Below are 23,733 nucleotides of genomic sequence, written 5' to 3' on the forward strand. Positions count from 1 at the left end.
TTGATTTTTAACTGACCTGATTACGGCCGATTGATTTTCGCCACGTATTTCAGGTCTGGCACACCGATTTCAGTTCGCGTTACCGACGAGGAAAAAAACAATGTCTCAAGCTACCGACCGTCTCTGGGGTGCTCGCTTCAAAAGCGGTCCGTCCGAAGCCCTGGCCGCTCTCTCCCGTTGCCCCGAGCGCTACTTCCGCCTGACCCCGTACGACCTCGCCGGCTCCAAGGCCCACGCCCGGGAACTGCAACGCGCAGGGCTTTTGAGCGAGCAAGAAACCCTGACCATGCTCGACGCACTGGAGCGCATCGGCGCTGACTTCCGCGCCGGCAGCATTGCCCCGACCCTGGACGACGAAGACGTTCACACCTTCATCGAACGCCTGCTGACCGAACGCCTCGGCGCGCTGGGCGGCAAGCTGCGCGCCGGCCGTTCACGCAACGACCAGACCGCCAACGACCTGCGTCTGTTCCTGCGCGATCACGTACGCACCCTGGCCGTCGAAGTGCTGGCCTTGCAGCAGGCGCTGGTGGATCAGGCCGAGCAACACATCGAGAGCATCTGCCCCGGTTTCACCCATTTGCAGCAAGCACAGCCGATTGTCTTCGCCCATCACCTGCTGGCCCATTCGCAATCGATGCTGCGTGACGTGCAGCGCCTGGTGGACTGGGACGCACGCACTTCGTTGTCGCCACTGGGTGCGGCGGCCATGGCCGGTTCGGCCATCGCTCGCCTGCCCCAGCAATCAGCAAAAGAAATGGGTTACAGCGGTGTATGCGAAAACTCCATCGACGCCGTGGCCAGCCGTGATCACGTCGCCGAATTCCTGTTTATCGCCAGCATGCTCGGCATCAACATTTCGCGCCTGGCTGAAGAGTTCTGCCTGTGGTCGTCGCGGCAGTTCCGCTGGGTCGCGCTGGACGACGCCTACGCCACCGGCAGCTCGATCATGCCGCAGAAGAAAAACCCGGACATCGCTGAACTGGCGCGGGGCAAGGCCGGGCGCCTGATCGGCAACCTGACCGGCCTGCTGTCCACTTTGAAATCCCTGCCGCTGTCGTACAACCGCGACTTGAGCGAAGACAAGAACGGCGTGCTCGACAGCGTCGACACCCTGCTGCTGGTGCTGCCGGCCATGGCCGGGATGGTCGCGACCATGACCGTCAACGTTGAAGAACTGCGACGCCAGGCGCCCCTGGGCTTCACCCTCGCCACCGAAGTCGCCGACTGGCTGGCGATGCGCGGTGTGCCGTTCAAGGAAGCCCATGAAATCACCGGCGCGCTGGTGAAGGCTTGTGAAAAACACGACATCGAATTGTGGGAAGCCTCGCCGGCCTTGCTGGCCGAGATCGATCCACGCCTGACCCCGGAAGTCCGCGAAAGCCTGACCCTGGAAGCCGCCATCGCTGCCCGCAGCGGCTGGGGCGGCACCGCGCCGCAACAGGTGCGCGAACAGATCGGCCGCCTGAAAACCGCCCTCGCCGCGCAGCACGCGTGGACCGAGGACTATCAGGGCTTCCGCCTCTAACGGCCACAACACATAACCCTGTGGGAGCTGGCTTGCCAGCGATGGCGTCTAGCCAGTCGACATTGATGCTGGATGGCCCACCGCAATCGCTGGCAAGCCAGCTCCCACAGGGACCGTGGTGGATTTGAAAGAAAAGTGTACGGAGAACCAACATGAGCCAGACACAGGCAGAACGACTCCAGGCGGAGCGCAAACTGGCGGAAAACCAGTTCGACATTACCCAGTACCAACACGTGCCACGGCGCTACTACGGGCGGATTTTTTTCGCCACGCTGATCGTCATCGCTATCTTGGGCCTGGTGCGCGCCTTCGCCGAAGGCAAGATCGAATGGTCGTACATCGGCCAGTTCCTCACCTCTCAGGCGATCATGTGGGGTTTGCTCAACACCATCGTCATGGCCGTGCTGGCGATGGCGCTGGGCATCGTGTTCGGGGTAATCACCGCGATCATGCGCATGTCGGCCAACCCGATCCTGCGCTACGTGGCGGTGACCTACACCTGGCTGTTTCGCGGTACGCCGCTGATTTTGCAACTGCTGTTGTGGTTCAACCTGGCGCTGATCTTCCCCACCATCGGCATCCCCGGCCTGATCGAAGTCGACACCGTGAGCCTGATGACGCCGTTCGTGGCTGCGCTGCTCGGCTTGAGCATCAACCAGGGCGCCTACACCGCCGAAGTGGTGCGCGCCGGTCTGCTCTCGGTGGACACCGGCCAGTACGAAGCCGCCAAGTCGATCGGCATGCCACGCTTGCAAGCCTTGCGCCGGGTCATCTTGCCCCAGGCCATGCGGGTCATCATTCCGCCGGTCGGCAACGAGTTCATCGGCATGGTGAAAATGACCTCGCTGGCGAGCGTCATCCAGTACTCGGAGTTGCTCTACAACGCGCAGAACATCTACTACGCCAACGCCCGCGTGATGGAGCTGCTGATCGTCGCCGGTATCTGGTACCTGGCCACCGTCACCGTCCTGTCCTTCGGTCAAAGCCGTCTGGAGCGTCGTTTCGCTCGCGGCGCCGGCAAGCGTTCTTGAGGAATCCGACATGAGAAGCATCGTCAAGGCCGTGAGCCTGAACAAGTATTACGACCAGTTCCACGCGCTCAAGGACGTCAACATCGAAGTCGAGCAAGGCGAAGTGCTGTGCATCATCGGCCCGTCCGGCTCCGGCAAGAGCACCTTGCTGCGCTGCGTCAACCAACTGGAAAAGATCGACAAGGGTGGCCTGTGGGTCGACGGCGAACTGGTGGGTTACCGCGTCGTCGGCAACAAACTGCACGAACTCAACGAGTCGCAGATCGCCCGCCAGCGCCTGTCCACCGGCATGGTGTTCCAGAGGTTCAACCTGTTCCCGCACATGACTGTGCTGCAAAACATCATCGAAGGCCCCTGCCAGGTGCTCAAGCGTTCGCCCAAAGAAGCGCACGAAGAAGCCCTGGAACTGCTGGCCCGCGTCGGCCTGGCCGACAAACGCAACAGCTACCCGATCGAGCTGTCGGGTGGTCAGCAACAACGCGTGGCCATTGCTCGTGCCTTGGCCATGCGTCCCAAGCTGATGCTGTTCGATGAACCCACTTCGGCACTCGACCCGGAACTGGTCGGTGAGGTGCTGTCGGTGATGCGCGATCTGGCGCAGACCGGCATGACCATGATCGTCGTCACCCATGAACTGGGCTTCGCTCGCGAGGTTTCCAACCGCATGGTGTTCATGGACGGCGGGCAGATCGTGGAGGCTGGAAGCCCCGAAGAAATTCTAATAAGTCCGCAAAACCCACGCACCCAAAGCTTCATTTCTGCCGTTCGAACCTAAGCGTCTGTTGGCGCTCACAACACTCATAAGAGAACGACCATGAAGAACTTCGTCATCCCAGCAGTACTCGCAGGCGTCATGGCCTCCGGCTTCAGTTTCGCCGCCGAATTGCCGGCCAGCATCAAGGAAAAAGGCGAGATCGTCGTCGCGATCATGCCGAACTACCCGCCGATGGATTTCAAGGACCCGGCCACGAACACCCTCACCGGCCTCGACTATGACCTGGGCAACGCCCTGGCCGAGCGCTTGGGTGTGAAGATCAAATGGCAGGAAACCGGCTTCGAGCAAATGATCAACGCGCTGACCACCGACCGCGTGGACATGGTGCTGTCGGGCATGACCGACACCGCCGAGCGTCAGGCCAGCGTGACCTTCGTCGACTACTTCACCAGCGGCCCACAGTTCTACACCTTGCAGAAAAACAAGGACACCAACGAGATCGTCGACCTGTGCGGCAAGAAAGTCGGCACCAGCCGTCGCACCACGTTCCCGGCGGAAATCGCCGAGTGGAGCAAGGCCAACTGTGAAGCCGCCGGCAAGCCTGCGATCAACGTGATCGGCACCGAAGGCTCGGCCGACGCCCGCGCACAACTGCGTCAGAGCCGTATCGATGCGGCGATGCAGGGCAGTGAAACCCTGTCGTATCTCAAAACCCAGGAAAAGGACATGTACAAGACCGTGGGCCTGCCGATCTCCGAGCAGTTCACCGGCCTTGGCGTGAGCAAGAAAAAGCCTGAGCTGAGTGAAGCGGTGAAAGTTGCGCTGCAAAGCATGATCGACGACGGCAGCTATCAGGCGATCCTGAAGAAGTGGGACCTGGAACTGGGCGCGATCAAGACTGTGACGATTAACGCCGGGAAATAAAGGTCGCCTCAGAACCACTGTAGGAGCGAGCCTGCTCGCGATGAGGCCTTTCAGTCGACATCAATGCTGAATGACAGACCGCTATCGCGAGCAGGCTCGCTCCTACAGGGGCTGGTGTTAACTTGAATATTGTTGGAGCACCTTACAGATGTCCTCCTCACCCCAACCCACCTGGCCCGACCAGCACAAGGCCTGTCTGGCCCTGGCCTTCGACCTTGATGGGCCGACCGGCGATGCCATGCTCAACGGCTCGATCTGGCGCAAGCCCGAGTACTTCGGTTTCGGTGGCTACGGTCCTTATCGGGCATTGCCACGGATTCTGGATCTGCTCGATGAGTTCAAAATCCCGACGACGTTTTTCGTCCCGGCCTGGGTCGTGGAAAACTGGCCGAGACAGTGCCAGGCGATTGTCGAGCGCGGGCATGAGGTGGCGTATCACGGCTACAAACACGAATCTTTTTACGCCCTGACGCTGGAACAGCAAAAGGACGTGATGAAGCTGTCCCGCGAGGTGTTCTGGAAGCACCTGCACATCCGTGCCGAAGGCTTTCGCACACCGTCCGGCGACTGGCGCGCCGAAACCCCGGCAATGCTGGTGGAAGCTGGCGTGACCTACTCCAGCAGCATGCGCGGCGATGATCGTCCCTATCTGGTCAACGTACCCGGCCACGCCACGCCACTGGTGGAAATCCCCGGGCGCTGGGAAATGGACGATTACGCCTCCCTCGCCTACACCCGTGCGCCGAACTTCCCTTCAGGGCTGGACCGCACCGCGAGCTACGAGCTGACCCTCGACAACTGGTGCCGTGAATTCGACGGCGCGATGAACGAAGGCTTGTGCCTGACCACCTTGTTCCACCCCAAGATCACCGGCAAACCGGGGCGCATCCTGTTGCTGGAAAAACTCTTCGAACACATGCGCCAACGCGAGGACGTGTGGTTCGCCACCTGCCGCGATGTCGCCCACTGGTGGCTGAAGGAGCATCACCATGGCTGATTCCGCTCACTGGCCCAAAGGCTATCGCTGCGCCGTGGTCGTGACCGTCGACTACAACGACATCCACGGCATCCTCACCCAGGCCCCGGAAGTCGCCGGACGCGACAAGACCCTGTCGGTCTGGCGCTACGGCACCCAGCGCGGCGTCGAGCGTTTGCTCGGCCTGTTCAAGGAACTTGGGGTTGCGAGCAGCTGGTTTGTCCCCGGCATTGTCGCCGAGGAAAACCCTGAGCACATCCGCGCGATCCAGGCTGGCGGCCATGAAATCGCCTGCGCCGGATATCGCCATCAGGACTACGACACGCTTGACCTTGCTGCGCAAAGTGCTGATATCGCCAAGGGTTGCGATGCGCTGACAGCGCTGACTGGCCAGCGTCCAACCGGTTTTCGCATTCCCGCCGGCAACGGTGCGCCGGGTTTCATCGAAGCGTTGCGCGATCAGGGCATTCGCTGGTCGTCGTCATGGCGTGGTGATGATCTGCCGTTCGCTCACCCGACCGCGCCGCAGGTGATCGAGCTGCCGTTGCACTATGAACTGGAGGACGACCCCTACTTCGCCTTCAACCTCAGCCCCGCCGTGCCACCGGCGCAATCGCGCATCGCCTCTTACAGCCACACCCTGGGCAACCTGCAAATGGACTTCGCCGGGTTCCATCGTTTTGGCCTGTGTTACGTGCTGCGCCTGCACCCGGAAATCATTGCCACGCCGGGACGGATCGGCGTGCTGCGCGAGCTGCTTGAAGGGATTTTGCAGCACCAGGACGTGTGGGTCACCACTGGCGCCGAAGTCGCCCAATGGTGGGCCGAATCCGCTGCGCCCGTGACTGAGGATCATCCGGCGTCAGTGTATGAACGGCATTACCGGGATTACCTGCTATGACCGAACGCATGCAACGGCTGGCGCAGTTTTGCGTCGACACGCGGTTTGAAGACCTGCCACCGGCGCTGGTCGAGCGAGCCAAACGGCACATCCTCGACACCTTCGGCGCGACACTGGCCGGGGCTGGCAGCGATGTGGCGAAAACCGTGCGACAGGTGTTCGAAGGCGAAGCGGGCAACAGCCTGGTTTGGGGCACCGATTTGCGGGTCGGCGCGGCGCAGGCCGCCATGCTCAACGGCATCGCCGCCCACGCCCTGGAGCTGGACGACACCGGTGGCTGCGACCATTCCGGCGCGGTGGTATTGCCGGCAGTGATGGCGGCTGTGTCGATGACCGAAAAATCGGTGAGTGGCCGTGAGTTCATCACCGCCGTGGTCATCGGCTACGAAATCGGTCGGCGCGTACTGGAAGCCTGCGGCGGCTATTCGGCCCACAACGGCGCCGGCTGGCACTCCACGGCGACTTGCGGCGTGTTCGGCGCGGCGGCGGCCAGTGCGCGGATTCTCGGGCTGGACGCCGGGCAAACCTTGTCGGCACTGGGCATCGCCGGGAGTTTCAGTGGCGGTTTGTGGGCTTTCATCCACGACGGTTCGCAAAGCAAAAAACTGCACAGCGGTCGCGCCGCCGAAGGTGGATTCCTGGCGGCGCGGTTTGCCCAACAGGGCATCAGCGGGCCGAAGCAATTATTTGACGATGTCTGGGGCGGTTTTCTGAAAACCCTCGCTCCGGCCACTTCGACTGCCGAAGCGCTGGATACCGGTCTCTGCGAAGTGTGGAAACTCGCCCGCTGTTCGATCAAACCGTACGCGTCGTGTCGTGGTACTCACTCGGCAATCGATGCATTGGGCCTGTTGCTCGATCAACTGAAGGTGCCGGTCGATCAGGTCGAGGACGTGCAGGTTTCGCTGTGCGGGTTTCTGCATGACATGTGCGGTGGTCAGGATGTCAGCAGCCTCGCGGCCGCGCAGATGAGCTTGCCGTATGCACTGGCATCGCGGCTGGTGCACGGTCATTGCCGATTGCAGGCTTATGACGATGAGCAACGCCGTGATCCGCGCATTGCCCAGTGGATGCCGCGCATTCGCCTTGAAGTAGACCCGCAACTGTCCGAGGATGGCGAGCCCGTGGTGACGCTGCGGACCGTGGACGGTCGGCAGGCGAGTCTGTGCGTTGAAGTGCCGTTGGGCGCACCGGGTAATCCGTTGAGTGACGCGGCGCTGGAAGAGAAGTTTTTCAGTTTGGCTGAGCGGGTGATTCCACAGCGGCAGGCTGAGGATTTGCTGGAGCAGTTGTGGCGGATTGAAGAAATGGAATCGGTGCGTGCGCTCGAGCGGTGGCTGGCTTGACTCTTATGTCTGCCGCAAGTGCCTCTTCGCGAGCAAGCCCGCTCCCACAGGAGGATGCATTCCAAATGTGGGAGCGGGCTTGCTCGCGAATGGCAGCAACTCGGTATCGCGCCAGACACTACGAAATCTGAATAAGGACATTTGCACTCACCGTGGCCACTTACTCGCTCGTTATTCGCCGGTTGATGATTGTTTCGCTGACCATCGTCGTCAGCCGCGCCATCACCAGCCCATTGCTCACGCTGTTCCTGAGCAACAAGCTCGGGCTCAACCAACAGGATGTTGGTTTGCTGCTGGGCATCGCGGTGTTCATCGCCACCCTGCTCGCCCTGTATGGCGGCTACATCATCGATCGTCTGGAAAAACGCCGGTTGCTGATTCTGGCGATGCTCTCCAGCGCCATCGGTTTTGTGTTGCTGACCTTCGCCGAAAACCTCTACCTGACCACGGCCACCCTGGTGATCACCGAGACCGCGTCGGCGTTGTTCCTGATCGGCTCCAAAGCGATCCTCAGCGAAAACCTGCCCATGGGACAACGCGCCAAGGCGTTTTCCCTGCGCTACACCCTGACCAACATCGGCTATGCCACCGGCCCGATGCTCGGCGTAGTGATCGCTGGCGTGTATCCGATTGCGCCGTTCCTGATTGCCGGCGCTATCGCGTTTTTCAGCATCTTCTTGATGATCGGCATCCCGAAGGATTCGGCGCAGACGCCAGCGATTGGCCAACCGCAGAGTTTCCTCAAGACCCTGGTCACCCTGAAGAACGACCGCACGCTGATCATGTTCACCTGCGGCTGCCTGCTCAGCACCGTCGTGCACGGACGCTTCACCCTGTACCTGTCGCAATACCTGCTGGTGACCCACGACTCCAAACGCGCCCTGGAAATCATGGCCGCCCTGCTCGCCTGCAACGCCATCAGCGTGATCCTGCTGCAGTACCAGATCGGCCGCTTCCTCAATCGCGAAAAGCTGCGCTACTGGATTGCCGGCGGCACCAGCCTGTTCATTCTGGGGTTGATTGGCTTCAGTCTGGCCGACAGCATGCTCAGTTGGTGCGTGGCGATGTTCATTTTCACCCTCGGGGAAATGATCATTTACCCGGCCGAATTCCTCTTCGTCGACACTCTGGCCCCGGAAGAACTGCGCGGCAGCTACTACGGTGCCCAGAACCTGGCGGCACTCGGCGGCGCGCTGAGCCCGGTGATTTGCGGGTTCCTGTTGATGCACACCCCGGCGCCGACCATGTTCTACGCGTTGAGCGCACTCACCGCTATGGGCGGGTTCCTGTGTTTCATGAGTGGGCGTCGCGTGGCTTTACATCAGAATTAATGAACTGAAGCCTCATTAATATGAATTTGTCAGCATCAGCAAGTAACGGCACACTGTGCTCGTTCCTCCCCCAATAGTTGGAACAACCTTCAAGGGCTTTCTGGGTATCCCAGATAAGCCTTTTTTTTTCCTCAGGTTTTGTCTACGGAACGATCTTAATCATGCTCGCACGCTGGTTACCCGCCGCTATCAACACCCGCCCGACTGAATGGAGCCGTGCTGCCATCGGTATGTCACTGGGAACGATGCTCAGCGTCTGGGTCTGTGCTCAGGTATTCGGCATGGAAGTGGCGCAGCATCTGGTCGGTCCGCTGGGTGCGTCGGCGGTGTTGTTGTTCGCGGTGTCGTCCGGCGCACTCGCACAACCCTGGTCGATACTCGGCGGTTACTTGAGCGCCGGGGTCGTCTCATTGCTGGTCGCCCACGTGCTCGGACGAACCCTCGGCAGCGCTTGCCTCGCCGCCGGCATGGCAGTGATCCTGATGTGCTGGCTGCGTTGCCTGCACCCGCCGGCCGGAGCACTGGCATTGTTGCTGGTCCTGGCCGACCCGGCGACCATTGCCCTGGACTGGAAAGAGCTTGGCCCGGTGATGCTCGCTGCATCGACCATGCTGCTCAGCGCCCTGGCCTATAACAACCTGACCCGCATCCGATACCCCAAGCGCGCCAGCGAACCCGTCGCCGTGGTCCCGGCCGACCACCCTCCCGTGGAATCCCAGGCGATTACCGCCCAGGACCTGAAACTGGCCCTGGCTGAAATGGAAGCCTTCTTCGACGTCACCCCCGAAGACCTCGAACAGCTGATCCATGCCAGCGAACTGCATGCCAAGCGGCGCAGTATTGGGGAAGTCCTGAGCCGCAGTGCCTGAACCCCAAAGCGTCTCTTTTCTGTAGGAGCAAGGCTTGCCCGCGATGGCGATCTAAAGGGCCCCATCGCGGGCAAGCCTTGCTCCTACAAAAGCCTCACCCAAAATTCTGTACTGCAAAAACGCAGACAGCACCTGCACATATCCCGGTTGTACATCACAAATTTGCACTGTTACGATCCAGCATCGCTCGCGCGCGAGCTTCTCTATAAAGAACAATAAAAGCAGGGAGTTAGTGATGACTGCTCAGGTTTCATCGAAGGCGAGCTGGTCCATGGATGCCACGCAAAACGAAGTGCTGGCCGAAGTACGCAACCACATCGGTCACCTGACCCTCAACCGCCCCGCCGGCCTCAACGCCATCACCCTCGACATGGTGCGCAACCTGCACCGCCAGCTCGACGCCTGGGCTCAGGATTCGCAGGTGCATGCAGTGGTTTTACGCGGTGCCGGTGAAAAGGCATTTTGTGCCGGTGGCGATATCCGCTCGCTCTACGACAGTTTCAAAAGCGGTGACACGCTGCACGAAGATTTCTTCGTCGAGGAGTACGCCCTCGACATCGCGATTCACCACTACCGTAAACCGGTGCTGGCGCTGATGGACGGGTTCGTCCTCGGTGGCGGCATGGGTCTGGTGCAAGGCGCCGATCTGCGGGTGGTCACCGAAAAAAGCCGTCTGGCGATGCCGGAAGTGGGCATCGGTTACTTCCCGGACGTCGGCGGCAGCTACTTCCTGCCACGCATTCCCGGTGAACTGGGGATTTATCTGGGCGTCAGCGGCGTGCAGATCCGCGCGGCGGATGCGCTGTATTGCGGCCTGGCCGACTGGTATCTGGACAGCAGTAAACTGGCCACGCTGGACGAAAAGCTCGATCAACTGGAGTGGCGCGACACGCCGTTGAAGGACCTGCAAAGCCTGCTGGCGAAGCTCGCCGTGCAGCAGTTGCCGGATGCGCCATTGGCGACTTTGCGCCCGGCCATCGACCACTTCTTCGCGTTGCCTGACGTGCCGAGTATGGTTGAGCAAATGCGCGAAGTAACGGTCGCCGACAGCCACGAATGGGCGAAAAACACCGCCGACCTGTTGGAGACGCGTTCGCCGCTGGCCATGGGCGTGACCCTGGAAATGCTGCGTCGCGGTCGGCGCCTGAGCCTTGAACAATGCTTTGCCCTTGAGCTGCACCTGGACCGCCAGTGGTTCGAGCGCGGCGACCTGATCGAAGGCGTGCGCGCCCTGCTGATCGACAAAGACAAATCACCGCGCTGGAACCCGCCCACTTTGCAGGCGCTGGACGCCGAACACGTGGCGAGTTTCTTCAACGGTTTTGATGAGAGCGGGAGCTGAGCCATGCACGATCTCGAATTGACTGAAGAACAAGTAATGATCCGCGACATGGCCCGGGACTTTGCCCGCGGTGAAATCGCGCCTCACGCCCAGGCCTGGGAAAAGGCCGGCTGGATCGACGACGGTCTGGTGGCGAAGATGGGTGAATTGGGCCTGCTGGGCATGGTGGTGCCTGAGGAATGGGGCGGCACCTACGTCGACTACGTTGCCTACGCGTTGGCGGTGGAAGAAATCTCGGCCGGCGACGGCGCCACCGGTGCGTTCATGAGCATCCACAACTCGGTGGGTTGCGGGCCGGTGCTCAATTACGGCACCACAGAGCAGAAACAAACCTGGCTCGCGGATCTTGCCAGCGGCCAGACCATCGGCTGCTTCTGCCTGACCGAACCCCAGGCCGGTTCCGAAGCACACAACCTGCGCACCCGCGCCGAACTGCGTGACGGTCAGTGGGTGATCAACGGCGCCAAGCAATTTGTCAGCAACGGCAAACGGGCGAAACTGGCAATCGTGTTTGCCGTGACCGATCCGGACCTCGGTAAGCGCGGTATTTCGGCGTTCCTGGTGCCGACCGACACCGCGGGTTTCATCGTCGACCGCACCGAACACAAAATGGGCATTCGCGCGTCCGACACCTGTGCCGTGACGCTCAACAACTGCACCATTCCGGAAGCCAACTTGCTGGGTGAGCGCGGCAAAGGCCTGGCCATCGCCCTGTCCAACCTCGAAGGCGGCCGCATCGGCATCGCCGCGCAGGCATTGGGCATCGCCCGTGCGGCCTTCGAAGCGGCGCTGGCTTACTCCCGTGATCGTGTGCAGTTCGACAAACCGATCATCGAGCACCAAAGTATCGCCAACCTGCTGGCCGACATGCACATGCAGCTCAATGCGGCGCGATTGATGATCCTGCATGCGGCTCGCCTGCGCACGGCCGGCAAACCGTGTCTGTCGGAGGCGTCACAAGCCAAGCTGTTCGCCTCGGAAATGGCCGAGAAGGTTTGCTCCTCAGCGATTCAGATTCATGGCGGGTATGGGTATCTGGAGGATTACCCGGTGGAGAAGTATTACCGGGATGCGCGGATCACGCAGATCTACGAAGGGTCGAGCGAGATTCAGCGGATGGTGATTGCCCGCGAGCTGAAGAACTACCTGGTTTGAAACCCTAAAAGCATCGCTGGCAAGCCAGCTCCCACAGTTCCGGGATGTACACAGTATGTGTGAACGACCGAAAACCCTGTGGGAGCTGGCTTGCCAGCGATGGCGTCCTCAAGAACGCTACATCACTTACCTTTGAACTCCGCCTCACGCTTGGCAATAAACGCCGCCATCCCTTCCTTCTGATCCTGCGTCGCAAACGCCGCGTGGAACACCCGACGCTCGAAACGCACACCTTCAGACAGGCTCACTTCAAAGGCACGGTTGACGCTTTCCTTGACCATCATCGCAATCGGCAAGGACTTCTTGGCGATCAGCGCAGCGACTTTCAGCGCCTCGTCCAGCAGTTCATCGCTCGGCACGATCCGCGCCACGATCCCGCAACGTTCTGCTTCCACCGCATCGATCAGGCGCCCGCTCAGGCACATTTCCATGGCCTTGGCCTTGCCCACAGCGCGGGTCAGGCGCTGGGTGCCGCCCATGCCCGGCAGCACGCCGAGGTTGATTTCCGGCTGGCCGAATTTGGCGTTGTCGCCGGCCAGGATAAAGTCGCACATCAGCGCCAGTTCACAGCCGCCGCCCAAGGCGAAACCGTTGACCGCCGCAATGATCGGCTTGCGGCGGTTGGCCACACGATCGCTGTCGCTGAACAGGTCGTCCAGATAGATTTGCGGGTAGGTCAGCTCAGCCATTTCCTTGATGTCGGCACCGGCGGCAAAAGCTTTTTTCGAGCCGGTCAGCACGATGCAACCGATGTTCGAATCGGCCTCCAGACCATCAAGGGCGTGGTTCAGTTCGCTGACGATCTGCGCGTTCAACGCATTCAGCGCCTGCGGACGGTTGAGGGTGATCAGGCCAACACGGCCGTGGGTTTCCAGCAAAATCGTTTCGTAGTTCACGTAATGGTTCCTTCTTTCAAAGATTGCGCGAAATGACCATGCGCTGAATGTCGCTGGTGCCTTCGTAGATCTGGCAGACCCGCACGTCGCGGTAGATCCGCTCCAGCGGGAAGTCGTTCAAGTAACCGTAACCGCCGAGGGTTTGCAAGGCCGAGGAACAGACCTTTTCGGCCATTTCCGAGGCGAACAGCTTGGCCATCGACGCTTCGACCAGCGCCGGTTTGCCGCTGTCACGCAGGGCGGCGGCGTAATGCACCATTTGCCTGGCCACGGCGATCTGGGTCGCCATGTCTGCCAGACGGAATGCCACGGCCTGATGCTCGATGATCGGCTTGCCGAAGCTCTCGCGTTCACAAGCGTAATCGCGGGCCGCTTCGAACGCAGCGCGGGCCATGCCCACCGATTGCGAAGCGATGCCGACACGCCCGCCTTCGAGGTTGGCCAGGGCAATCCGGTAACCTTCGCCCTCTTCGCCCAAGCGGTTGGCCACCGGGACTTTGACGTCTTCGAAGAGGATCTGGCAGGTGTCCGAGGCGTGCTGGCCGAGCTTGTCTTCGACCCGCGCGACTTTGTAGCCCGGCGAATCGGTAGGCACGATGAACGCGCTGATGCCACGCTTGCCGGCAGTCGGGTCGGTCACCGCAAACACGATCACGATCCCGGCGTTCTGCCCGGAGGTGATGAACTGCTTGCAGCCGTTCAGGACGTAGTGATCGCCGTTCAGTTTGGCGCGGGTTTTCAGGCCGCTGGCGTCGGAACCGGCCTGCGGTTCGGTCAGCGCGAAAGCGCCGAGCATTGCGCCGCTGGCCAACGGCTTGAGGAAGCGTTCTTTCTGCTCATCGTTGCCGTAATGCAGGATCGGCACGCAGCCCACCGAGTTGTGCACGCTCATGATGGTCGAGCAGGCGCCATCGCCGGCGGCGATTTCTTCCAGGGCCATGGCGTAGGCCAGGTAACCGGTGTCGCAACCGCCCCACTGCTCCGGCACCAACATGCCGAAAAAGCCCAGCTCGGCCATCTCGCCGATGGCTTCCTTGGGAAAGCGGTGCTCACGGTCCCACTCGGCGGCGAACGGTTTTAGCCGTTCCTCGGCGAATTGCCGGGCCATGTCGCGGATTTGTTGTTGGTCGTCATTGGGGATCATGGTGAATCCTTAAAATCGGGTACGACATAGAACAATGTGGGAGCCAGCCTGCTGGCGATGACGGTGTGCCATAAAGGTAGACGTTGACTGACACGACGCCATCGCCAGCAGGCTGGCTCCCACAGGGGTGGGGTTGGCTTAGTAGAGGCATTCCACGGCCATCGCCGTCGCTTCGCCGCCACCGATGCAGATCGCCGCAACGCCACGCTTCAAGTTCTTTTGGCGCAGGGCCGAAAGCAAGGTCACCAGAATCCGCGCGCCGGACGCACCAATCGGATGACCCAGGGCGCAAGCGCCGCCGTGCACGTTGAGTTTCTCGTGGGGGATTTCCAGATGCGTCATCGCGGCCATGCCGACCACGGCGAAGGCTTCGTTGACTTCCACCAGATCGACTTCATTGAGCGACCAGCCGGTTTTTTTCATCAACTTCTTGATAGCGCCAATCGGTGCGACGGGGAACAGACCCGGCGTATCGGCAAAGGCCGCGTGGCCATGGATCACCGCCAGTGGTTTCAAACCACGCTTTTCCGCTTCGGAACGGCGCATCAGCACCAATGCCGCCGCGCCGTCGGAGATCGAACTGGAGTTCGCCGCCGTCACCGTACCACCGTCGCGAAACGCCGGTTTCAGCGAGGCGATCTTGTCCAGCTTGGCTTTTGGCGGCTGTTCGTCGTTGCTGATCGTCACCTGTTCTTTGCCGACGGTCACGGTCAGCGGCACGATCTCGTCCTTGAAGCTGCCGTCCTTGATCGCTTGCTGAGCGCGGGTGGTGGAGGCGATGGCAAAGGCATCCTGAGCTTCACGGCTGAAACCGTTGGTTTCGGCGCAATCCTCGGCAAAGGTGCCCATCAGGCGGCCCTTGTCGTAGGCGTCTTCCAGGCCGTCGAGGAACATCGAATCCTGTATCTTGCCGTGGCCCATGCGGTAGCCGCTGCGGGCGCGGTCCAGCAGGTACGGCGCGTTGGACATGCTTTCCATGCCCCCGGCAATGACCACTTCGGCGCTGCCGGCGACCAGCATGTCGTGGGCCAGAATGGCCGCTTCCATGCCCGAACCGCACATTTTGTTGAGGGTGGTGCAGCGGGTGGACTTGTCCAGCCCGGCGCCCAGCGCAGCCTGGCGGGCCGGGGCCTGGCCGAGACCGGCAGGCAGTACGCAACCGAACAGCACTTCATCGACGGCATCGCTGGCAACACCGGCGCGTTCGACCGCTGCTTTAATCGCGGCAGCACCGAGTTGCGGTGCGGTCAGGCTTTTCAGTTCGCCCTGAAAACCACCCATCGGGGTGCGGACGGCGCTGACGATGACAATCGGATCGTTGGAAAGGCTCATGTCAATTCCTCCTTATTTCGCGGCCATGCGCAAGGCACCGTCGAGACGGATCACCTCACCATTGAGCATGCTGTTTTCAATGATATGCCGCACCAGCGACGCGTACTCGGCAGGTTTGCCCAGACGCGGCGGGAACGGTACGCCAGCCGCCAGGGAGTCGCGGACTTCCTGGGTCATGCCAGCCATCATCGGCGTTTCGAAAATGCCCGGGGCGATGGTCATCACGCGGATGCCGAAACGCGCCAGTTCACGGGCGGCAGGCAAGGTCAGGCTGACGATGGCGCCTTTGGATGCCGCGTACGCCGCTTGACCAATTTGGCCGTCGTAGGCCGCAGCGGACGCGGTGTTGATGATCACGCCACGTTCGCCATCGGCGTCCGCTTCGGTTTCGGCAATCGCCGCCGAAGCCAGGCGCAGCATGTTGAAGCTGCCGATCAGGTTGACGTTGATCACCTGGCTGAAGCTGGACAGCGCGTGTGGACCGTTCTTGCCGAGGATCTTCTCGCCACGCACGATGCCGGCGCAATTGACCAGGCCATTGAGGCCGCCAAAGGCTTTGACTGTCGCTTGCACCGCCGCTTCGGCCGCCGCTTCGTTGCTGATGTCCGCCACCACGCTTTGCGCGCCGAGGCGCTGGGCCTGAGCTGCAACGGCGTCGGCGTTCATGTCCACCAGCATCACTTTGGCGCCGGCCGCGACCAGCATTTCAGCGGTGGCCGCACCGAGGCCGGAAGCGCCGCCGGTGACGAGAAAAACCTTGTTTTCGATCTGCATCATTGTGTCCTTGGATTCAAGCTGAGACGTTCTTTGCCGCCGCCTCTTGGGCTTTGGCGATTTCCTGATTACGCAAGATAAAGCGCTGCAATTTGCCGCTTGGGGTTTTCGGCAACTCGCTGACAAATTCGATTTCTCGGGGGTAAGAATGCGCCGCCAGACGCTTGCGCACGTGTTGGCGCAACTCTTCGGCCAACTCCGGCGCGGCGCGGTATTGCGCGCTGAGCACGACGAAGGCTTTGACCAGTTCGGTGCGCTCCGGATCGGGCTTGCCGACGACGGCGGCTTCCACCACTGCCGGGTGCTCGATCAGCGCACTTTCCACGTCGAACGGGCCGACGCGGTAGCCGGAGGTGGTGATCACATCGTCACTGCGCCCGACGAAGCTGATGCTGCCGTCCGGGTTCCACTCGACGGTGTCGCCGCTCAAGTAGTAGTCACCAACGAAGGCTTTGGTCGGTGCGCCTTCGTAACCGGCGAACCAGCACATCGGCGACTGCGTGCGGTCGATGGCCAGAATGCCCGGCTGACCGATGCCCAGTTCCTTGTATTCGTCGTCCAGCACCACGATGCGGTGGCCCGGCGAGGTAAAACCGGCGGCGCCCATGTGGATCGGATGCTCCAGACCATGATGGTTGCACAGCACCATGCCCAGCTCGGTCTGGCCGTAATGGTCGTGGATGACCACGCCGAGTTGATCGGCAAACCAGCGGATCACTTCCGGGTTCAGCGGCTCACCGGCGCTGCTGACAATGCGCAGCTTGCCCTTGATCGACTTGGCGAACTCGTCGCCGCCAGCAATCAACAGACGATAAGCAGTCGGTGAACCAGTGAGGTTGGTAATGCCGTATTTGTTGATCACCCGGCAGGTGCTTTCGAGGGTGAACGGGCCATCGTAGAAGGTGATCGGGTGCCCCATGGACATCGGTCCGGTCACACCGAAATAGATGCCGTAGGCCCAACCCGGATCGGCGACGTTCCAGAATGCGTCTTCCGGGCGCAGGTCCACGGCGTCGCGGGTGTAGCTCTGGAACGCAACGATGGCCTTGAGTGGCACCGACAACGCTTTCGACGGGCCAGTGGTGCCCGAGGTGAACATCAGCAGGAACGGGTCTTCACCGGTCAGCATCACCGGTTCGCAGTCGTTGGAATAGTTGGCCAGTTCGGCCCAGAAACTGAAATCGCCCTGAACGATGCCTTGGCCTTTCGGGCCACCGACGGTAACGACGGTCGGGCAATCGGCGACTTCGCTGAGTTTCGAGCGGTTGACCGCGTCGGTGACCACCACTTTGGCGCCGGAGCAGCCGAGGCGATGTTCGATGGCTTTCGGACCGAAGGCGGTAAACAGAGGTTGATAGACCGCGCCAATGCGCCAAGTGGCGAACACGGTGATCAGGAGTTCGATGTTACGTGGCAACAGGCCGGCGACCTTGTCGCCTTTTTTAACGCCTTGCGCTAACAGGAAATTGGCAAAGCGCGCGGCTTTGTCTTGCAGGTCGGTGAAGGTGTACGTGGCGCTGGAGCCATCGCGACCTTCCCAGAACAAAGCGATCCGGCCGGGCAACGCATGCCGGTCGCAACACTCGACGCAGGCGTTGAGGGCAGTCAGATCACCTGCGAGTGCGGCGTCGACGGTGTGCTGATAATTGAACTGTGAAACAGCAGACAAGTAATCGCGCATTGCCAGAATCCCTCTGTGTTTTTTATTGGTTGGGGGAACCGTAAACAACAGGGAAATACTCGCCCCGCGCGGGGCGTCGGGCAATGGTCAAAGTTATCAAGTTGTCTGACTGGTTTGGCCAAGATTTGAGAGGTGTGGCGCCTGAATGGACGCTTTCGCGAGCAAGCCCGCTCCCACAGGGGAACGCTTTTCAAAATGTGGGAGCGGGCTTGCTCGCGAAGAGGCCCGACCAATCAATACAAAATCCGGATCAGTCAGCCTCGTTAAGAATCAAACTCCGGTAATGCCCCGGATTGGACCCCGACCATTTGCGAAACGCCTTGTAGAACGAACTCGCATCGGCAAACCCCAGCCGCGTGGCGATGTCGGCGAAGCTGATGCTCGGTTCAGCCAGCCAGACAATCGCCAGTTCCTTGCGCACGCTGTCCTTGAGCCCTTGGTAGGTCTGGCCTTCTTCGGCCAGTCGGCGGCGCAGGGTCGAGGCCGACATGCACAGGCGTTGCGCCAGGGCTTCGGTTTCCGGCCATTGCTCAGCGGGTAATTGCCGCAGGTCATGCTTGATGCGGCTTGCCAGGCTCTGCGGGTCGCGATACTTGACCAGAATGTTCGCCGGCGCATGGGCCAGGAAACGCTTGAGTTCTTCTGCCGTGCGTTTGATCGGCAAATCCAGGCAATCGGCGGAGAAAATCATCCGCGTGCGTGGCCGGTCGAACCGCAGGTTTTCGGAAAACATCACTTGATAGTCGTCGCAAAAATCCGGCTGCGGACAGCGCAATTCGATGGCCAGGATCGGAATACGCCGCCCCGCCAGCCAGCACGCCACACCGTGCACGATCATCCAGTAAGTGAAATAAGTGAAGGCGCGGCGCGGGTCGTGGTCGTCCTCAAGCAGCACGATTTCCGCCAGGCTTTGCTGACGCACCAGTTCGGCGGGCATGCGCTCAAGCATCAACGACAGGAAATTCAGGCCGCTGGTGAGTCCCGTCGCCACGCTCGGCTGGATCATGGCGCTGCGACACAGAAACTCGAAACTTCCGGATTTGAGCTTGCGTGGGTCCATCCCGAAAAACTCATCATCCCCACGCCGGGCCAGCAGCCGCCAAAGCCGCGCATAGGCGGTGGCCGGGACGCGAACCTCGGGATTGTCCAGTTGCGTAGGATCGATGCCGACCTTGCTCAGCACCTCTTCCGTGGCAGCACCCGGCGCGCAACACTGCAACAGCGCCTCACGCGCCAATTGGATGGAGATGGTGTCTTTTTCCGACATTGAGCGCGGCAAGCCCTGTTCTTGTTTGAGTGGTGGGCATATTAGCGCAGCCAAGATCAAAAGATCGTCCGAAGGCTCGGGCGGCGATCGGACGATCTTTTGATTTGTTCAGCTTACGTTCAGGTAATTGTCAATCACTCCCATATGGGAATGAGTGTCATTATGTTACAAATTAGCACCCTATCTAAATTAGAGACGCTGCTGAATGCTCGTTCCTTTTCTGATCATGTTGCGCGAAGGCATCGAGGCCGCGTTGATCGTTGGCATCATCGCCAGCTACCTGAAACAAACGGGCCGCGGCCAGTGGATGCCCGCCGTATGGATCGGCGTATTTCTTGCCGCCGCCCTCGCCCTGCTGGTGGGTGGCGGTCTGGAACTGGTCAGCGCTGAGTTCCCGCAGAAACAACAGGAACTGTTTGAAGGCGTGGTCGGCCTGGTGGCCGTCGGCATCCTGAGCTCGATGGTGTTCTGGATGCGCAAAGTGGCGCGTTCGATCAAGCATTCGCTGCACGTGTCCCTCGATCAGGCATTGACCGGTTCCAGACATCAAGTGACCGCGCTGATCGCCATGGTGTTTTTCGCCGTGGCCCGGGAGGGCCTGGAAACGGTGTTCTTCCTGCTCGCGGTGTTCCAGCAAAGCGAAGGCCCGGCGGCACCGATCGGCGCCCTGCTCGGCCTGATCCTGGCGATCATCGTCGGTTTCCTCATCTACAGCGGCAGCATGCGCCTGAACCTCGGCGCGTTCTTCCGCTGGACCGGCCTGTTCATTCTTGTGGTGGCGGCCGGAATTCTCGCCAATTCCGTGCAGGCATTGCATGAAGCCGGCGTGTGGAACCACCTGCAAACCGTGCTCTTCGACATCAGCGCGACGCTGCCGATGGACGGCCCGTTGGGCTCGGTGCTGGCCGGCATGTTCGGCTATCAGGACGCACCAACCGTCAGCACCCTCGGCGCTTACCTGATTTATCTGGCGGTGGCGCTGGTGATGTTTTTTCTCCCGACCCCGGCGCCAGTCAAACAGTCTTCCTCCGTTTCCAGTCAGTAAGGGCAACCATGCCAAATCCAGCCCCTCCCCAGCCTTCCCCTCCCCGCGCCTTGCGCTGGGCGGTGGCCGGTTCGGTGATCGTGATGATCGCCGCCGGTGGCCTGTTCTACTACGCCTCGAAAATGGCCGCCGCCAAGCGCCAGGCCAACCACGATGAAGTGCTGGTGACGATTCACTCGCACAGCTGCGAACCGAATGCCCTGACGGTGCCGGCCGGTCGCGCCAGTTTCCGCATCGTCAACCGCTCCGATCGTGCCGTTGAATGGGAAATCCTCGACGGCGTGTTGGTGGTCGAAGAGCGCGAGAACATCGCTCCGGGCCTGAGCCAGGTGATCAACGCCAACCTGCTGCCCGGCGACTACGCGATCACCTGCGGACTGCTGAGCAATCCGCGCGGCACCCTGCACGTCACGCCGACTGCCGAGTCCGATGCGGCAGCCAAAGCCAAGCCGTCGATGGTGGCGTTTGTCGGGCCGTTGTCGGAGTTTCGCGTCTTCCTGAGCAGCCAGAGCACGGCGCTGATCGAAGCCGTTACCGCGCTTGATCAAGCCATTGCAGCCGGTGACTTGAGTCAGGCTCAAGCCTTGTACCTGCCGGCCCGCGCCGCGTATCAACGACTGGCCCCGGCGGCTCAGCGCCTGGCCGAACTGGACAACGCCATCAACGCCCGCGCCGACTATTTCGAGAAACGCGAACAGGACCCGGACTTCAGCGGTTTCCATCGCCTCGAATACGCGCTGTTCCAGCAACGCAACGTGGACGGACTGGCGCCGGTCGCCCAGCGACTGCTCGCCGATGTCACCGCCCTCAAGCAACAGTTGTTGGCCCAGACGCTGCCACCGGAGCAACTGGTGAGCATCGTCGTGCGCAACCTCAACACCCTCGCCGACGTGCGCGCCGCCAGCGGCGAAGAGGAGCGCTACAGCCACAGCGACCTCAACGGTTTTGCCGGCAATCTCGACGCCGCACGCAAAGTCGCCGAGTTGTTGCGCCCGTTGTTGGCCAAGTCCGCCGCCGAGCTACTGCCGACAATCGACACTGCGCTCAATGCTTTCGATACCGAACTCAATGGCTTCAAGGTCGACGACGGCTACGCCAGCTACGACAGCGTCAGCGCCGAACAGCGCAAACAGATCGCCGACAAGGCCAAGGCCCTGGCCGACGCACTCGACGGAATCGATCCCGCCCTTGGCCTTTCCGGCCTGTAAGCAGAAGACCACTTTCAGATGAACGATTCAGAGCAACTCAACCTTCAGCGTCGCCGGGTATTGATGGGCATGGGCGCCGCCGGTGTCGCCCTTGCAGGCTCCGCGTTGAGCTGCCCGGCCATGGCCGCCAGCCCCGCGCAGGTCACCGAAGCACCGAGCAGCGACCGCACCGAAGATCGTCACGACTTCCACGGCAAACACCAGAGCGGCATCGTCACCCCACGCCCGGCGTCCGGCATGTTGGTGTCGTTCGATGTGCTGGCCAGCAACCGCGAAGATCTGGAGCGTCTGTTCCGCACCCTCAATGAGCGCATTGCGTTCCTGATGAAGGGTGGCCCGGTCACTCAGGTCGACCCAAAATTGCCACCGGTGGATTCGGGGATTCTCGGCCCGGTCGTCACCCCGGACAATCTGACCATCACCGTGTCGGTCGGCGAATCGCTGTTCGACGAGCGTTTCGGGTTGGCCGACGCCAAACCCAAACGTCTGATCCGCATGGTCGGTTTCCCCAACGATGCGCTTGAAGCCGATTGCTGCCATGGTGACCTGAGCTTGCAGTTCTGCGCCAACACCACCGACACCAACATCCACGCCCTGCGCGACATCGTGAAAAACCTGCCGGACCTGCTGTTGGTGCGCTGGAAACAGGAAGGCAGCGTGCCGCCCCAGGCCCCGGCGAAACCCGGTGTACCGGCGCAGAGCGCGCGTAATTTCCTGGGGTTTCGTGACGGCTCGGCCAACCCCGACTCCAACGACGCCAAGGCCATGGACAGCATCGTCTGGGTCCAGTCCGGCAGCGATGAACCCGTCTGGGCGGCGGGTGGCAGCTATCAGGCAGTGCGGATCATCCGCAACTTCGTCGAGCGCTGGGACCGCACGCCACTACAGGAACAGGAAAGCATCCTCGGCCGGATCAAAAGCACCGGTGCGCCCATGGGCGGATCCCATGAAACGCAAGTGCCGGATTACGCCAAGGACCCGGAAGGCAAGCTGACCAAACTCGACGCACACATTCGCCTGGCCAACCCGCGCACCGCCGCGACCCAGGCCAACCTGATCCTGCGCCGGCCGTTCAACTACTCAAACGGCGTGAACAAGAACGGTCAGCTCGACATGGGCCTGCTGTTCATCTGCTACCAAGCGGATCTGGAAAAGGGATTTATCACCGTGCAAACCCGCCTCAATGGCGAGCCGCTGGAGGAATACCTCAAGCCCGTTGGCGGCGGTTATTTCTTCACCCTGCCCGGCGTTACCGGCGACCAGGATTTTATCGGTCGTTCACTGCTTGCTGCCACACAACCCACAAAAACCGCATAAATACCCAACACGGAGCCGTCCCATGAAAAAGTCGCCACTGGCGTTAATGCTGACCCTAGGCTTGCTCAACACCCCGCTTTCCGCTTTCGCGGCGACGGCACCGCTGGAGTTGGTGCAACCGATTTCCGACTACAAAATCTACGTCACCGAGCAACTGGACGAACTGGCCAGCCACACTCAGCAGTTCACCGACGCGGTGAAAAAGGGTGACCTGGCCACCGCGAAAAAACTCTACGCGCCAACCCGGGTTTACTACGAGTCAATCGAGCCGATTGCCGAACTGTTCAGTGACCTCGATGCGTCCATCGACTCCCGCGTCGACGACCACGAAAAAGGCGTGAAAGCCGAAGATTTCACCGGTTTCCACCGCATCGAATACTCGTTGTTTTCGGAAAACAGCACCAAGGGTCTGGGCGAACTGGCCGACGGTCTGAACAAAGATGTCAAAGACCTGCAAACCCGCGTCGCCAGCCTGACCTTCCCGCCGGAAAAAGTCGTCGGCGGTGCTGCTGCACTGCTGGAAGAAGTCGCGGCCACCAAGATCTCCGGTGAGGAAGACCGCTACAGCCACACCGACCTTTACGACTTCCAGGGCAACATTGACGGCGCGAAGAAAATCGTCGACCTGTTCCGTCCGCAGATCGAAAAACAGGACGCGGCATTCGTTGCCAAAGTCGACAAGAACTTCGCCACGGTGAACACCATTCTGGCCAAGTACAAAACCAGGGACGGTGGTTTCGAGACTTACGACAAAGTGAAGGAAAACGACCGCAAGGCGCTGGTCGGCCCGGTGAACACCCTGGCTGAGGATTTGTCGACGTTGCGGGGCAAGCTCGGCTTGAATTAAGGATCGGTCTGTTCAGGACCACCTTCGCCCTGCGACTGAAACTCACGTTCAGCCGCAGGGTCGTCTGACCGCACGGGCAGGACCGAATCAGTGCTCCACCCGCC

General features: G+C 61.1%; 21 protein-coding genes. 15 read left to right on the top strand and 6 right to left on the bottom strand.

Annotation, left to right across the window (positions count from 1 at the left end):
• Positions 1-100: 100 nt before the first annotated feature.
• From argH to V6Z53_RS18485, 11 genes are all read left to right on the top strand, one after another.
• Positions 101-1,528, top strand: coding sequence for an argininosuccinate lyase (gene argH, locus V6Z53_RS18435; RefSeq protein WP_338581044.1), 1,428 nt, complete (start codon positions 101-103; stop codon positions 1,526-1,528).
• A 152-nt stretch (positions 1,529-1,680) separates the two neighbouring features.
• On the top strand, positions 1,681-2,559 hold the full coding sequence (locus V6Z53_RS18440) for an amino acid ABC transporter permease (RefSeq protein ID WP_338581045.1): 879 nt from the start codon (positions 1,681-1,683) through the stop codon (positions 2,557-2,559).
• A gap of 10 nt (positions 2,560-2,569) precedes the next feature.
• Positions 2,570-3,334 carry an amino acid ABC transporter ATP-binding protein gene (locus V6Z53_RS18445; RefSeq protein ID WP_338581046.1) on the top strand — a complete coding sequence of 255 codons (765 nt, stop codon included), beginning with the start codon at positions 2,570-2,572 and terminating at the stop codon, positions 3,332-3,334.
• A 39-nt stretch (positions 3,335-3,373) separates the two neighbouring features.
• Positions 3,374-4,198 carry an ABC transporter substrate-binding protein gene (locus tag V6Z53_RS18450; protein WP_338581047.1) on the top strand — a complete coding sequence of 275 codons (825 nt, stop codon included), beginning with the start codon at positions 3,374-3,376 and terminating at the stop codon, positions 4,196-4,198.
• Positions 4,199-4,346: 148 nt separating this feature from the next.
• A complete protein-coding gene (locus V6Z53_RS18455) occupies positions 4,347-5,195 on the top strand; it encodes a polysaccharide deacetylase (RefSeq protein WP_338581048.1) in 849 nt (282 codons plus the stop codon).
• Complete coding sequence (locus tag V6Z53_RS18460; protein ID WP_338581050.1) at positions 5,188-6,075, top strand: polysaccharide deacetylase; 888 nt, start codon at positions 5,188-5,190, stop codon at positions 6,073-6,075. The genes V6Z53_RS18455 and V6Z53_RS18460 overlap by 8 nt, the downstream gene beginning before the upstream one ends.
• Positions 6,072-7,421 (top strand): MmgE/PrpD family protein, encoded by a 1,350-nt coding sequence (locus V6Z53_RS18465; protein ID WP_338581051.1) that lies wholly within the window; start codon positions 6,072-6,074, stop codon positions 7,419-7,421. The genes V6Z53_RS18460 and V6Z53_RS18465 overlap by 4 nt, the downstream gene beginning before the upstream one ends.
• 152 nt (positions 7,422-7,573) lie before the next feature.
• Entirely contained in the window at positions 7,574-8,752 is a 1,179-nt protein-coding gene (locus V6Z53_RS18470; protein ID WP_338581052.1) for an MFS transporter, read from the top strand.
• A gap of 161 nt (positions 8,753-8,913) precedes the next feature.
• On the top strand, positions 8,914-9,621 hold the full coding sequence (locus V6Z53_RS18475; protein ID WP_338581053.1) for an HPP family protein: 708 nt from the start codon (positions 8,914-8,916) through the stop codon (positions 9,619-9,621).
• A gap of 235 nt (positions 9,622-9,856) precedes the next feature.
• Complete coding sequence (locus V6Z53_RS18480) at positions 9,857-10,963, top strand: enoyl-CoA hydratase/isomerase family protein (protein WP_338581054.1); 1,107 nt, start codon at positions 9,857-9,859, stop codon at positions 10,961-10,963.
• Between the two features lie 3 nt (positions 10,964-10,966).
• Entirely contained in the window at positions 10,967-12,118 is a 1,152-nt protein-coding gene (locus V6Z53_RS18485) for an acyl-CoA dehydrogenase family protein (protein WP_338581055.1), read from the top strand.
• 122 nt (positions 12,119-12,240) lie between these two features.
• Here V6Z53_RS18485 and V6Z53_RS18490 read toward each other — a convergent pair whose 3' ends face one another.
• The 6 genes from V6Z53_RS18490 to V6Z53_RS18515 form a co-directional block, all read right to left on the bottom strand.
• On the bottom strand, positions 12,241-13,014 hold the full coding sequence (locus tag V6Z53_RS18490; RefSeq protein WP_338581056.1) for an enoyl-CoA hydratase: 774 nt from the start codon (positions 13,012-13,014) through the stop codon (positions 12,241-12,243).
• A gap of 16 nt (positions 13,015-13,030) precedes the next feature.
• Positions 13,031-14,158, bottom strand: coding sequence for an acyl-CoA dehydrogenase (locus V6Z53_RS18495; protein WP_338581057.1), 1,128 nt, complete (start codon positions 14,156-14,158; stop codon positions 13,031-13,033).
• Positions 14,159-14,296: 138 nt separating this feature from the next.
• On the bottom strand, positions 14,297-15,490 hold the full coding sequence (locus V6Z53_RS18500; protein WP_338581058.1) for an acetyl-CoA C-acyltransferase: 1,194 nt from the start codon (positions 15,488-15,490) through the stop codon (positions 14,297-14,299).
• Positions 15,491-15,502: 12 nt separating this feature from the next.
• Positions 15,503-16,264 carry an SDR family NAD(P)-dependent oxidoreductase gene (locus V6Z53_RS18505; protein WP_338581059.1) on the bottom strand — a complete coding sequence of 254 codons (762 nt, stop codon included), beginning with the start codon at positions 16,262-16,264 and terminating at the stop codon, positions 15,503-15,505.
• A gap of 16 nt (positions 16,265-16,280) precedes the next feature.
• Positions 16,281-17,945 carry an AMP-binding protein gene (locus tag V6Z53_RS18510; protein ID WP_338581060.1) on the bottom strand — a complete coding sequence of 555 codons (1,665 nt, stop codon included), beginning with the start codon at positions 17,943-17,945 and terminating at the stop codon, positions 16,281-16,283.
• Positions 17,946-18,195: 250 nt separating this feature from the next.
• Positions 18,196-19,212 carry an AraC family transcriptional regulator gene (locus tag V6Z53_RS18515; protein ID WP_338586517.1) on the bottom strand — a complete coding sequence of 339 codons (1,017 nt, stop codon included), beginning with the start codon at positions 19,210-19,212 and terminating at the stop codon, positions 18,196-18,198.
• A 205-nt stretch (positions 19,213-19,417) separates the two neighbouring features.
• Here V6Z53_RS18515 and efeU point away from each other — a divergent pair, with 205 nt between their 5' ends.
• Genes efeU through efeO (V6Z53_RS18535) form a run of 4 tightly spaced genes read left to right on the top strand, consistent with a single transcriptional unit; the run spans position 19,418 to position 23,629 of the window.
• A complete protein-coding gene (gene efeU, locus V6Z53_RS18520) occupies positions 19,418-20,257 on the top strand; it encodes an iron uptake transporter permease EfeU (RefSeq protein WP_338581061.1) in 840 nt (279 codons plus the stop codon).
• Positions 20,258-20,265: 8 nt separating this feature from the next.
• The gene (gene efeO, locus V6Z53_RS18525; protein ID WP_338581062.1) at positions 20,266-21,465 is read left to right on the top strand and encodes an iron uptake system protein EfeO; all 1,200 of its coding nucleotides are present in this window, start codon (positions 20,266-20,268) and stop codon (positions 21,463-21,465) included.
• Positions 21,466-21,483: 18 nt separating this feature from the next.
• Positions 21,484-22,782, top strand: a complete 1,299-nt coding sequence (gene efeB / locus V6Z53_RS18530) for an iron uptake transporter deferrochelatase/peroxidase subunit (RefSeq protein ID WP_338581063.1) — start codon at positions 21,484-21,486, stop codon at positions 22,780-22,782.
• Positions 22,783-22,804: 22 nt separating this feature from the next.
• Positions 22,805-23,629 carry an iron uptake system protein EfeO gene (efeO, locus tag V6Z53_RS18535; protein ID WP_338581064.1) on the top strand — a complete coding sequence of 275 codons (825 nt, stop codon included), beginning with the start codon at positions 22,805-22,807 and terminating at the stop codon, positions 23,627-23,629.
• Positions 23,630-23,733 lie beyond the last annotated feature (104 nt).

The sequence above is a fragment of the Pseudomonas sp. MAG733B genome, from assembly GCF_036884845.1.
Taxonomy (GTDB): domain Bacteria; phylum Pseudomonadota; class Gammaproteobacteria; order Pseudomonadales; family Pseudomonadaceae; genus Aquipseudomonas.